Source organism: Parasegetibacter sp. NRK P23 (assembly GCF_023721715.1).
GTDB lineage: Bacteria > Bacteroidota > Bacteroidia > Chitinophagales > Chitinophagaceae > Parasegetibacter.
Map to the genome: position 1 here is coordinate 3,361,780 of NZ_JAMDLG010000001.1, position 12,739 is coordinate 3,374,518.

Here is a 12,739-nt window from a genome sequence, read left to right on the forward strand (position 1 = left end):
GGAATTTACAACGCATTTATTTACAAAGTTTATGACTACGAGCGCAGCGATCAGGCAGCAATTTCTGGATTTCTTTCAATCTAAAGCGCATACCATCGTGCCATCGGCACCCATCGTTATAAAAAATGACCCCACCCTGTTGTTCACCAACGCGGGTATGAACCAGTTCAAGGATTATTTCCTGGGCAACCGCACCGCGCCTTCCCCCCGGGTGGCCGATACGCAAAAATGTTTGCGGGTGAGCGGGAAACACAACGACCTGGAAGAAGTGGGCGTGGATACCTACCACCATACCATGTTCGAAATGCTCGGCAACTGGAGCTTCGGTGATCCGAACAATCCTTCCGCTGGCTATTTCAAGAAAGAAGCCGTCGCCTGGAGCTGGGAACTGCTCACCGAAGTATACAAAATTCCGAAGGATCGCCTATATGTTACTGTTTTTGAAGGGGATGAAAAGGAGAACCTGCCTTTTGATGAAGAAGCTTTTTCCGAATGGAAGCGGTGGATCGCGGAGGAAAGGATTCTGAAAGGAAATAAGAAGGATAACTTTTGGGAAATGGGCGATACCGGTCCCTGCGGTCCCTGCTCTGAGATTCATGTGGATTGCCGCGGCGATGAAGAACGTGCCGCCATAGATGGAAGCACACTGGTGAATGCAGATCATCCCCAGGTGATTGAGATATGGAACAATGTATTTATGGAGTTCAACCGCCTGAAAGATGGTTCTCTGCAACCACTGCCCGCAAAGCACGTGGATACGGGAATGGGCTTTGAACGACTGGTGCGCGTACTCCAGGGCAAACAAAGCAATTACGATACCGATGTGTTCACCGGCACCATTGCTGAAATAGAAAAAATCACCGGTAAAAAATATGATTTCAGTGATACCAAAGAAGCCATCGCCTTCCGCGTACTGGCCGATCATATCCGCGCCATCGCTTTTACCATCGCCGATGGACAACTGCCTTCCAATACCGGAGCCGGTTATGTGATCAGAAGGATATTGAGAAGAGCCGTCCGCTATTATTATTCTTACCTCGATTTCAAAGCACCATTGCTGTTTCAATTGATGCCCGTGCTGGCAAAGCAGTTTGAAACGGTGTTCCCTGAACTCCACAACCAGCTCGAGTTTGTGAGCAAAGTGGTGAAGGAGGAAGAAGAGGCGTTTTTGAGAACTTTGGATAAAGGTTTGAAAAGACTGGACGATCTGTTCGCCAATACCAATGAAGGTACTGCGCTGAATGGCGCTTCGGCTTTCGAACTTTACGATACTTATGGCTTCCCCCTCGATCTTACCAAACTGATCGCTTCGGAAAAAGGGTATGCCGTAGATGAACCTGGTTTTGAAGCCGAAATGCTGCAACAGAAAAACCGCTCCCGTGCTGCAACCGCGGTAGATGCCGGAGACTGGACCGTGCTGGATGAAGATGCTTTCTCGGAATTCGTGGGTTATGATACATTGGAGATCAGAACGAAAATCGTGAAGTACCGTAAAGTGAAGGCCAAAGGAAAAGAGGGTTTCCAGATCGTACTGGAAGCTTCCCCTTTCTATGCGGAAAGCGGCGGACAGGTAGGCGATACCGGCGAACTGGTTTCAGGAGAACAGCGCATAGCCATTACTGATACGAAGAAAGAAAACAACCTGGTGATCGTTTTCGCCGAGGAAGTACCGGCTGATCCCAAGGCGCCGGTTACGGCAATCGTGGACAAATCCCGCCGCGAAGCCATTACCCTGCACCATTCCGCCACGCACCTGATGCACGCCGCGCTCCGGGAAGTGCTGGGCACGCATGTGGCGCAGAAGGGCAGTCTGGTGAACGCGGGCCAGCTTCGTTTCGATTTCTCCCATTTCTCGAAAATGAACGATGAGGAAATCCAACGCGTGGAGGACCTCGTGAACAAAAAAATCCGGGAGAACATTCCCGTTGTCATCAAAGAAATGCCGAAAGACGAAGCCATTGCCATGGGCGCTATGGCATTGTTCGGTGAGAAATACAGTGATACCGTGCGTGTGGTGATCATGGACCCGAATTATTCCATTGAACTCTGCGGCGGAACACATGTTGGGGCTACGGGTGAACTCGGTTATTTCCTTATACAATCTGAGTCTGCAGTAGCTGCGGGTGTGCGCAGGATCGAAGCCCTTTGCGGAGCAGCCGCCACCACACAGTTGCGGGAGCAGCAGGAGGTACTGAAAAAAGTGAAGGAAACCTTCAAAAATCCCAAAGACCTGATTCGCGCGGCAGAACAACTGCTCCAGGATAATTCAGACTGGAAGAAGAAAGCCGAAAAGATGGAGGCGAAACTCCTTACTATCCTGAAGGAGGAACTGGTGCAGCAGAAGGAGATGCTGGGTAATGTTGAATACATCGGCACCACCGTGGAAGTAAGTGGTATGGACGCATTGCGCAAACTGGCCATGGACCTGAAACCCGCGCTGCCCAATGGAGTGGCAGTGCTTTCCGCAGTTGTGGAAGGTAAACCACAAGTGGCAGTGCTGGTAGCCGACGGATTGGCAGCACGAGGAGCAGAGGCGCCAAAAATTATAAAAGAATTAATAACCCCTTTGATTAAAGGCGGCGGCGGCGGACAAAAGACGCTGGCAACGGCGGGAGGGCAGGATACAGCTCGTGTACCCGAAATTTCCGCCACAGTTAAATCGTGGATACTGGATCAAAAGTGGTAACTTGAACTGCCGCAAAGGTTCGTTGGAATAATGTTTGAAGACGGAATGGCAAATTGGAAATAACAGCATGGCATATATTGACGGACAGTTAACGGCACACCCCTACGACAGAGACAAAGGCTTGCTAATTGAAAAAAATCGAGAAATGATCATTCTCCCGGAATCTGAGCGCCTGCTGTTCCGCAGGTTCACCATGAACGACGCGCCGCTTATTTTCGACCTTAACAGCGATCCGGAAGTGACCATGTTCACCCACGACCCCATCACAAAACCTGAAGAAGCCACCCGCATCCTCCGCGATGTGATCATTCCACAATACGAACAATACGGTTACGGCAGATGGGCCGTTCATGCCAAAGAAGACGACCGCTTCATCGGTTACTGCGGCCTCAAATACCGCAAAGAAAGGGCCGAAACCGACCTCGGTTACCGTTTCCTCCGCAGCGAATGGGGGAAAGGATATGCCACGGAAGCAGCACTCGCCTGCATCCGCACGGCATTTGAACAACTGCACCTCGACCGTATCGTGGCCCGCGCCGATGTACGCAATACGCCCTCCCTCAATGTGCTGGAAAAATGCGGTCTCAAAAAGATCGGATTCGATACAGTAGACGGGAGCCTCGTGAAATCCTACGAACTCCTCGCTGAGGATTTCCCCTTCCACCAACCACAATCTCCCCTTTACCGCTCATCAATTTAACAATTCCGAAAGGTTTCGTATTTCAAATTATTCCCTACATTTGATCTACTAAACATTTCGTAATTAAAAAATGTAACAATGGAGAAAGTTATACGTCTCATGTCTGCCGGAATGCTCGTGGCAGGGATGATGACTACCGTACCGGTGCTGGCGCAGCAGAAAGAGGTTGTAGTGGAAGGAAAGAAGATTCAGGAAGACATCGTGATCCGCAAGAAAGGGGATTCCAAAGAAAAAGTAACCGTGGTGATTGATGGAGATAAGGTAACCATTAACGGTAAACCAGCCGATGAATACAAAGGAGAAAATGTTATGGTGATCAAACAAAAAAACGCTTTCGAGCCATTCAATTTCAATTTCAACCAATTGGATATGGTGAAAGTGGCAGGCATGGGCAACAAAGCCGTACTGGGTGTGGTCACCGAAAAAGTGAGCGATGGCGCTAAAATTACCGAGGTTACCAAAGCTTCAGGAGCGGAAAAAGCCGGACTGAAAGCCGGAGATGTGATCACCGGCATTAATGATAAAAAAATTGAATCGCCTGACGACCTGGTTAAAGCGATTGGTGATTTTAAAGCCGATGAAAAGATCACCGTTAAATATAAAAGAGACGGAAAGGCTGCCAGTGCCAGCGCCACGCTGGGCAAAAGAGAGACTTCTTCCATCAGGTATTTCAATGCCGCTCCGGGTATTGAACTGGAGGGCCGCATTATGCAGGAACTGTCACGTGCGGACGCGTTAAATGAAAGAAGACGCATCACCACAGTACCAGGCAGGCCGGGAACCATCACCTGGACCAATGTTGATCGTCCCAAACTAGGTGTTTCCGTACAGGACACAGAAGAAGGCAAAGGCGTGAAAGTAATTGATGTGGACGAAGGTTCACCCGCCGCAACAGCCGGTATCAAAGAAGGAGACATCATCCTCTCTTTCGAGGGAAAAGAAGTGAACGACGCGGCGGTGCTCTCTAACATGGTAAAAGAAGCCAAAGACAAAAAAGTTATAGCCCTGAAAATGAACCGCGATGGCAAAACCATTAATGCGGAAGTAAAAGTGCCGAGGAAATTGAAGACAGCGGACCTCTAGGAGGAATTTTAAATGTTGAATGTTGGATGTTGGATCGGGATTTATCCCGGTTGAACATCCAACATTCTTTTTGTACCCCCATTCCCCATTAATAACTAATTTTACGGCCTTCAAAACAATACTATGGGGTTACCATACGACAAGTATGAGGCGGTGATAGGACTGGAAGTGCACGCGCAACTTTTAACGGAAAGCAAACTTTTTTGCGGCGACAGCGCGGCTTATGGCGGCGCACCCAATACGCACATCAGCCCGGTTACCCTCGCGCACCCCGGTACGCTCCCCAAAATGAACCGGAAAGCCGTGGAATACGCCATCCGCCTGGGACTGGCCTGCGGCTGCGGCATTGAGCGGTACAATTATTTTGCACGTAAGAACTATTTCTACCCCGACCTGCCCAAAGGTTACCAGGTTTCCCAACATACCACACCCATTTGTGTAGGCGGTCATGTAACCATACGAACCGCTGAAGGTACGCGCCAGGTACAGTTGAACCGCATCCACATGGAAGAAGATGCGGGCAAAAGTCTGCACGATGTGGATGAAGCCTACACTTCCATCGACCTTAACCGCGCAGGCGTGCCCTTGCTGGAAATTGTGACCGAGCCCGACCTGCACAGCGGGGAAGAAGCCTATGCTTACCTCACCGAATTGCGCAAACTCGTGCGTTATGTGGAGGTATGCGATGGCAATATGGAAGAAGGAAGCATGCGTTGCGACGCGAATATCTCCATAAGGCTTAAAGGAGAAACGGCGCTGGGTACCAAAGTGGAAGTGAAAAACCTGAACTCCATCAGGAACGTAAAGAAGGCCATTGAAATAGAAATAAAAAGACTGGTGGAACTGGTGGAATCGGGCGGCACCGTGATCCAGGAAACCAGAAGCTTTGATGCGGCGAACGGTACCACCTTCTCGCTCCGCACCAAGGAAGAGGCCAACGATTACAGGTATTTTCCCGATCCCGACCTTACACCATTCCACCTCACCGAAGAGTTTATCGAAAACATCCGTTCCGGGATGCCCGCTTTACCCGAAGAAAAAGTGGCACAATACATGAACGGGTATATGCTGCCCGAATATGATGCTCGGCAACTGGCGGATGAAAAAGAAACGGCGGCTTACTACGACGCCGTGGTGTCGGCTTTCCCGGAAGGAGCGAAGTTCCATAAACAGGCGGCCAACTGGTTACTTGGCCCTGTAAGATCCTGGTTGAATGAACATGGCGGGAACATGAGCGCTTTCCCGGTAACCCCGGAAAAAATGGTGGCGCTCATTGAGTTGGTGGAAGCGGGAAAAGTGAACTTCTCCATTGCGCAACAGGAAATACTACCTGAAATGATAATTTCAGCAGACAAAATGCCGATGGACATTGCCGTTGCCAAAAACCTTATCCAGGAAGGAGATACGGATACACTGAAAATATGGGTGGAAGAAGTGATGGCGGAAATGCCCGATAAAGTGAACGAATTCAGGAAAGGAAAAAAAGGACTGATCGGGCTATTCGTAGGCGAAGTGAAAAAGAAATCCAAAGGAAAGGCCGATCCCAAACGAACCAACGATATTTTACTGGAATACTTAAACAACAAATAAAAATTAACCAATGAGCAGAAGGTTGCTGGTGATGATGATGGTAACAGGCGCTTACCTGCTGGTATCTTGCAGCGGAAAAGATAAAGACGCTTTCGAGGTTACCGGTTCCGTTAAAAACTCAAAAAGCGCGAACGTTTTCCTCCAGGAAATCCCCATGAACGGGAAACCCCCGGTGATGATCGATTCCGCGAAAATCGAAAATGGAAAGTTTACCCTGAAAGGAATCGGAAAAGAAGAAGGACTGTACCAGGTTGCGCTGGACGCCGAACCCGGCGTATTGATCGTGAACGATGAGCCGGAAATTTCCATTGAGCTGGACATGTCGAAGAAGAATGATTTTTATACCGTGAAAGGTTCTCCGGCCAGCGAATCGCTCCGGAAATTTGTTTTCGGTTATACTGCGCGCCAGGAAGACCTGCAGCCTTTGTTCATGCAGGTAGACAGTATCCAGAAATCGGGCGCTTCCGATAGTATTGTAGGCCTGGCGGTTCAAAAAAGAGAAGCCGGTATCCAGGAGTTTAACGGTTTTCTGAAAACAACGCTGAAGGAAGAAAAAAGTCCTTCCGTATCCATATTCGTGCTGGGTATGGCCGCACGTTCCATGGAGCCCGCCGAGCTAAAAACCGCGTTGACGGATATCTCCAAAAAATTTCCGGACCATGCCGGTGTCAAGGCCGTGAAGGAGACTTTCGAGCAGCAGTTGCTGGCTTTCGAAAAACAACAGCAGGCCATTAAAGACAATTCCATGGTAGGGCAACAGGCGCCCGCGCTCTCCATGCCCGATGTGAACGGGAAAAACGTAACCCTCGCCGATTTCAAAGGCAAGTACGTATTGGTTGATTTCTGGGCAAGCTGGTGCGGACCCTGTCGCCAGGAAAATCCTAATGTTGTGGCCGCATACAACAAATACAAAGGGAAGAACTTCACCATCCTCGGCGTATCGCTGGATGAGGATAAAGCCAAATGGCTCGAAGCCGTTAAAGCCGACCAACTGGCATGGACCCATATCAGCGACCTGAAAGGCTGGGAAAGCGCCGCCACCACTACCTATAAATTCAATGGCATTCCATTCAATGTACTGGTGGACCCCTCCGGTAAAATCGTGGCCGACAATTTAAGAGGTGACGCACTGGATAAAAAACTGGCCGAACTGCTCCAGTAAAATTATACCGGTGCGGGAAGTTGTTCCGCCAGGATACGGTTGATCTCGCCGCACCTGTCAAATATCATCATATGCCCACCATCTTTTATAAGGTGCGTGGGCTTACTTTTTCCAACGGGCAGCAACCAGTCGCCCGTTCCGTGAATATGGATGTAATCGCCCGAGCCAGCCTCTCCTTTCCAGCCCAGCACGGCCTCCATGCCCCAGCGGATGAACGCGGGATCACTTTCTTTGATCACCTGCCAAATCAATTGCTTGTCTGCCGGAGATTCATTCGTGAAAAACCTTTTCAGGTATGAACCCGCTTTCAATACGCTGATTGGCGCCACGCTATGCAGTTTCAGCCTGCCTGCCAAACGGAAGTATCCAGGCAAAAACCTGTATGAAGGCATACTGGAAATAAGAATGGTTCTTTCCGGACGAAGCGACCTGCTTATTTCCGTAGCCATCATCCCGCCCATGGATAACCCGATCAGCACGAAAGGTTGTGTCGTATCTATACTTGCCGCCAGCCGCAGCGCGTAGGATGACAATGGCTCATGTTGATGCGGTGGTATCCAGTCGAGGTGTATCTTCTTATAACCCGGGGGAAGTTCCAGGTGAAGAAAGGCCCGGCTGTCCGCTCCCAAACCGCTGATGAGGTATGCGTTCATGTTTCAAATATACAAAACACAGCAGGCTGGGATAACACATGGTGATTAAAGCAAGGTCAACCCAGTGTTTTTCACAGGCCAGGCTCCGTCTAAAAACAGCAAGGCCATCTCTGCTGAGACGGCCCGGCCGCGTTTTCAAATGTGTCCGCGCTATGTTGATTCTTACAGTAAAGTGCTGGGACAAACGTAGTCTGTCACCTTCAGTTTCCCACTTTCTTTAATGGCCTTGAAGCCCCCTTTCACATCAATAAGGTTATCGAATCCGCGTGCCCGCAGGATGGAGTTGAATATCATCGAACGGTAGCCCCCCGCGCAATGCACATAATATGTTTTGTTCTTATCTACCTGGGCCATGCTTTCATTGATGAAGTCCAGCGGCGCGTTTTCCGCATCCACTACATGCTCGCTTAGGTATTCACTGTTTTTGCGTACGTCCAGGATGTTCACCGTTTTTTCACCGGCGATTTTCGCGAATTCTTCTACAGAAATGGACGTGATTTTATCCGTTTCCATGCCGGCTTTTTCCCAGGCTTCGAAACCGCCTTCCAGGTAACCGATGGTGAAATCGTATCCCACCCTTGCCAGGCGGATGATCACCTCTTCTTCCCGGCCTTTGTCGGTCACCAACAGGATTTGTTGTTTGATATCGGGGATCAGCGTGCCTACCCAGGGCGCGAAATTCCCATCAATACCGATATTGATGGCGTTGGGAATAAAGCCCTGTGCGAACACCTGCGGATCACGGGTATCAAGGATAAGTGCGCCTGTTTCATTGGCAGCCGCTTCAAAGGCTGCGGGTGAAAGCGCGTGCTGACCGCGTTCCATCACCTTATCGATGCTGTCGTAACCTTGTATATTCATCATCACGTTCAGCGGGAAGTAGGCGGGGGGCGCCACCAGTCCTGTGGTCACTTCCCGGATGAATTCCTCCTTCGTCATATCCGCGCGCAGCGCATAGTTCGTTTTTTTCTGGTTGCCCAAAGTATCGGTGGTTTCCTTGCTCATGTTTTTACCGCATGCGCTTCCGGCACCATGGGCGGGATACACGGTGATATCATCGTTCAGCGGCATGATCTTGTTGCGGAGCGAATCGTACAAATGCCCGGCCAGCATATCCTGTGTAAGTTCGGCTTTCACTTTTTGCGCCAGGTCGGGACGGCCAACATCGCCAATAAAAAGCGTATCGCCGCTGAACAAAGCTGTTTCCTTTCCGCTTTCATCTTTCAGCAGGTAACAGGTGCTTTCCATGGTATGCCCCGGCGTGTGCAGCACTTTAATGGTGATCTTGCCCAGCTTCAGTTCCTCGCCATCTTTTGCGCTGTAAAAATCGAACGAAGGCTGTGCGTTTGGTCCGTACACGATTTTCGCGCCGGTTTTTTCCGCCAGGTCAATATGCCCCGAAACAAAATCAGCGTGGAAATGCGTTTCCAGCACATATTTAATCTTTGCGCCATTGCGTTCCGCCTTTTGGATATAAGGTTCCACTTCGCGGAGCGGATCTATAACGGCGGCCTCGCCTTCACTTTCAATGTAGTAAGCGCCCTGCGCCAGGCATCCGGTATAAATTTGCTCTATTTTCATGGTGTTTATTTTTTATGGAACAAATGTCGGAGATGGTTGGTTCTCCAAACGTGATATGTGTCACGTAGGTGCCTGATCTGTGTTTGGGCGTGTCCCGGCCCCATTGCGAGGCACGAAGCAATCACGAGGCACGAAGCAATCACGAGGCACGAAGCAATCACGAGGCACGAAGCAATCTTCAGTTACAAACCAATTCCCGGCTACTAAGTTGTGCCACGATATTCCAGGGGCCGTGCCGGGCTTTCCGCTGCAAGTCCTCCCCGCCTGCCTTAAATGTTTTAGCGGCAACTACCGGGCCATGGCACGGCAGATCGGGTGCGGGCTTTTCGCTGCAATCCCTCACGCGGCCCCACCCGGCAGTTCGGTGCAAGTCTAAGGTGCCGCGGAATGTGGAGTTGCGGATGAAAATGTTTTGGTATTTCTCCGCAATGAGTCTCTCATGATGCTTTCCAGGAAGTAGAGGTCAATTTATCATAAGAGAGTAACACAAGCAATACAAACGGGGCCTCTGTAAGTCGGGAATACAAGAGTTATTTACGCAAAGCACCAAAAGCCTAAGGGATAAGGATCAAGCCCGATAGGTGTGAAAATTTATTGCGTATCCGAGGTATAAACAGTGTTACAAACTTTAAAACACTCTTCCCCAAAGAACACATCTTGATGTAAGACCGCCTCGCTTCACCCGTTATTTCCTCTGTTCCCAATCAGTGAATTTACCGGTTGCAATCAAAAGGAAATTTAGCGGTTAAAGCGGCATTTTTCGGGAAAAGAGTCATACCCGGTGGCACCGGTATCATTTTCTTCCTGACGGCAGGTTATTCTTTACCTTTTAGGCGGTGAATTTCTATGCTGAAATACGGTTAAAAAACCCGCCTGCTCACTTCGTCCTTCAGCACAACCACCCCTGGTTTTTTCCCATGCTCAAAACTGCCGTACCTGTCTGCTATACCCAATGTTTCAGCGCCATTGAATGTAGCGGCCCGGAGCAGTGTTTCCAAAGGTATTTCAGGGTATGCTCCATGTAAAGTGCGCACCTCGTTCCAGCAGTCCAATGTATGGTTGGAGGCGTAGCTGTCCGTGCCAACCACGAGGTGAGTATCATGCTTTAACAGCAGGCGGAGGTCCGGAAGCAATTGCTGGATGTACAGGTTCGCATTGGGGCAAAGGCAGAAATGAAGGGCGCTGAAAGGAATACCATTTTCACTGGCGACGTTTTTCATATAGTGTATATCCGCTTCGCTGGTGCATACATTGTGCACCAGCAGTAATTGCTGCCGTTGGTTGAAATGCGGGAGCCACCATTCAATACTGTTTTTCCCCGTGGCCCGGAAAAAATCAATGGGTATGCCTAGTTGTGCGTAAAGCTCAAGGAAACCGCCTTTTTTATATTGAAAGAAAAGTGTTTCAGCGCTGCTTTCCTGGTTGTGAATGGAAACCAGTTTGTCCGCGGTATGTTGGTTAATGATGTCCAAAAGTTCGGGGGAAACCGAATAGGGCGCATGGGGCGAAACGGATGCGGGAAGTCCGGCCGCTGTAAAGGAAGCCGCTGTTTTCAACGCGAACTGCGCCCGCTGCGCGGCTCCGGAAGGCACGAAGCCTGCTGTTTCCACGAAAGTGTGGTAATACAGCGGGGACTGTTGTTTCGTCTCGATACTTGCCGGCGTATTGGAAATATCACCTACGGCAACGATCCCGTTTTCGTGCATGGTCCGGTCGGCGCGGGACATCGCTTCGAGAACGACGCTGCCTTCGCTGCCCTGGTGCCGCATTACCTCCAGCAGGAAGGGAACCATCCCTGTATGCGGGGGTATTTTGTCTTTGAGGAACGAGAGTTCGAGGTGGCAGTGCGCATTTACAAAACCCGGACAAATGATCCCTTCCAGTTGCGCCACACCTTCTCCCGCTTCCGCTTCAGGAAGGATAGCTTCCACCGTTCCATCCTCCCGCACGATCAATACCATTTCCCCGGAAACGAAGGTTTTTCCCGTAAACAACCGATCACCTTTGAATTTTCTGTATGTCATGCCCCGAATTCAGTTAATTTTGCAATCCCTCGTTCCAACGGGGCCTAAAAATAAAGAAATCTATGTTAGATAAGCTGGAAGCGATCAAAGCCAAATTCGACGATCTGGGCGTGGCCCTCACCAACCCGGAAGTCGTGAACGACAACAAACGTTTCAGCCAGATGAGCAAGGAATATCGTAGCCTGGAAAAAATTGTACAGGCCTACCAGTCGTACCTGCGCATCCTGGATGATATCGCTTTCAACAAAGAAGCTTTGAACGGAGATGATGAGGAACTGAGAGACCTGGCTAAAGAAGAAGTGGCCGGACTGGAAGAGAAAAAACAGGAACTGGAAGCGCATATCCGCCAGTTGCTGATCCCGAAAGATCCGCAGGATGAAAAGAACGCCATCCTTGAAATACGCGCTGGAACCGGTGGCGACGAAGCGAGCCTTTTCGCCGGCGATCTCCTTCGTATGTACATGAAGTATTGCGAGAAGCGCGGCTGGAAAACCGCGGTGCTCAGCGAAAGCGAAGGCAGCGTAGGCGGCTACAAGGAAGTGAACCTGGAAGTAGTGGGCGATGATGTGTACGGCACCCTGAAATTTGAAAGTGGCGTGCACCGTGTACAACGTGTGCCGGCTACCGAAGCCAGTGGCAGGGTACATACCTCGGCGGCCACTGTGGCCGTAATGCCCGAAGCAGAAGAAGTAGACTTTGAACTGAACCCGGCCGACGTAAAAATGGAAACCGCCCGAAGCGGGGGCGCAGGTGGTCAGAACGTAAACAAGGTGGAAACAAAGGTAATGCTCACGCATATTCCCACCGGAACCGTGGTGGTATGCCAGACCGAACGTTCCCAACTTGGGAACCGCGAAAAGGCGATGAACATGTTGCGGACCAAACTTTACGAAGAACAGGTGCGCAAGCAGGAAGAAGAGATTTCCCGCCACCGTAAAAGCCTCGTGAGCAGTGGCGACCGAAGCGCTAAAATACGCACCTATAACTTCCCGCAGGGCCGCATCACCGATCACCGCATCGGGCTCACCATGTACAATATGGATGATGTGCTGAACGGGGATATCCAGGAGTTGATCGATAAGCTGCAGTTCGCGGAGAATTCAGAGAAGATGGTTGAGCGGTAGGTTCACGCAAGCGGGAGTGGTTCACGCGAAGACGCCAGGAAGCAAGGACGCAAAGCATTGTTTGTGTTTGGAGTAGTTTAGGGCGGAGGTATTTTTATTTCTCGCTACGGCGCGGCGACGCAACGTCAGCGGTTGA

Annotated in this window: 9 protein-coding genes; 6 read left to right on the forward strand and 3 right to left on the reverse strand. The window is 50.3% G+C overall.

Translation table 11 applies throughout. The features are described from left to right. Positions 1-31 precede the first annotated feature (31 nt). The 5 genes from alaS (at position 32) to M4J38_RS13615 (ending at position 7,221) form a co-directional block, all read left to right on the forward strand. Positions 32-2,686, forward strand: a complete 2,655-nt coding sequence (alaS, locus tag M4J38_RS13595) for an alanine--tRNA ligase (RefSeq protein WP_251760160.1) — start codon at positions 32-34, stop codon at positions 2,684-2,686. Positions 2,687-2,753: 67 nt separating this feature from the next. After that, entirely contained in the window at positions 2,754-3,386 is a 633-nt protein-coding gene (locus M4J38_RS13600) for a GNAT family N-acetyltransferase (protein ID WP_251760161.1), read from the forward strand. Positions 3,387-3,464: 78 nt separating this feature from the next. Beyond that, a complete protein-coding gene (locus M4J38_RS13605) occupies positions 3,465-4,469 on the forward strand; it encodes a PDZ domain-containing protein (RefSeq protein ID WP_251760162.1) in 1,005 nt (334 codons plus the stop codon). A 123-nt stretch (positions 4,470-4,592) separates the two neighbouring features. Further along, positions 4,593-6,059: an Asp-tRNA(Asn)/Glu-tRNA(Gln) amidotransferase subunit GatB gene (gatB, locus tag M4J38_RS13610; RefSeq protein WP_251760163.1), complete on the forward strand. Its 1,467-nt coding sequence runs from the start codon at positions 4,593-4,595 to the stop codon at positions 6,057-6,059. 10 nt (positions 6,060-6,069) lie between these two features. Next, on the forward strand, positions 6,070-7,221 hold the full coding sequence (locus tag M4J38_RS13615; protein WP_251760164.1) for a TlpA disulfide reductase family protein: 1,152 nt from the start codon (positions 6,070-6,072) through the stop codon (positions 7,219-7,221). Between the two features lie 2 nt (positions 7,222-7,223). Here the strand turns inward: M4J38_RS13615 and M4J38_RS13620 are convergent, their stop codons facing one another. From M4J38_RS13620 to M4J38_RS13630, 3 genes are all read right to left on the reverse strand, one after another. After that, positions 7,224-7,874, reverse strand: coding sequence for an alpha/beta fold hydrolase (locus M4J38_RS13620; protein WP_251760166.1), 651 nt, complete (start codon positions 7,872-7,874; stop codon positions 7,224-7,226). A gap of 162 nt (positions 7,875-8,036) precedes the next feature. Further along, on the reverse strand, positions 8,037-9,455 hold the full coding sequence (locus M4J38_RS13625; RefSeq protein ID WP_251760167.1) for a rhodanese-like domain-containing protein: 1,419 nt from the start codon (positions 9,453-9,455) through the stop codon (positions 8,037-8,039). Between the two features lie 860 nt (positions 9,456-10,315). Beyond that, entirely contained in the window at positions 10,316-11,479 is a 1,164-nt protein-coding gene (locus M4J38_RS13630; RefSeq protein ID WP_251760168.1) for an amidohydrolase family protein, read from the reverse strand. Positions 11,480-11,541: 62 nt separating this feature from the next. On the opposite strand from M4J38_RS13630, the gene prfA reads away from it, so the two are divergent. Further along, positions 11,542-12,603: a peptide chain release factor 1 gene (gene prfA, locus M4J38_RS13635; RefSeq protein ID WP_251760170.1), complete on the forward strand. Its 1,062-nt coding sequence runs from the start codon at positions 11,542-11,544 to the stop codon at positions 12,601-12,603. Positions 12,604-12,739: the final 136 nt, after the last annotated feature.

Bases quoted from the DNA above. Each gene is read 5' to 3' on its own strand.
- alaS (WP_251760160.1), top strand. From the start codon at position 32: ATGACTACGAGCGCAGCGATCAGGCAGCAATTTCTGGATTTCTTTCAA.
- M4J38_RS13600 (WP_251760161.1), top strand. From the start codon at position 2,754: ATGGCATATATTGACGGACAGTTAACGGCACACCCCTACGACAGAGAC.
- M4J38_RS13605 (WP_251760162.1), top strand. From the start codon at position 3,465: ATGGAGAAAGTTATACGTCTCATGTCTGCCGGAATGCTCGTGGCAGGG.
- gatB (WP_251760163.1), top strand. From the start codon at position 4,593: ATGGGGTTACCATACGACAAGTATGAGGCGGTGATAGGACTGGAAGTG.
- M4J38_RS13615 (WP_251760164.1), top strand. From the start codon at position 6,070: ATGAGCAGAAGGTTGCTGGTGATGATGATGGTAACAGGCGCTTACCTG.
- M4J38_RS13620 (WP_251760166.1), bottom strand. From the start codon at position 7,874: ATGAACGCATACCTCATCAGCGGTTTGGGAGCGGACAGCCGGGCCTTT.
- M4J38_RS13625 (WP_251760167.1), bottom strand. From the start codon at position 9,455: ATGAAAATAGAGCAAATTTATACCGGATGCCTGGCGCAGGGCGCTTAC.
- M4J38_RS13630 (WP_251760168.1), bottom strand. From the start codon at position 11,479: ATGACATACAGAAAATTCAAAGGTGATCGGTTGTTTACGGGAAAAACC.
- prfA (WP_251760170.1), top strand. From the start codon at position 11,542: ATGTTAGATAAGCTGGAAGCGATCAAAGCCAAATTCGACGATCTGGGC.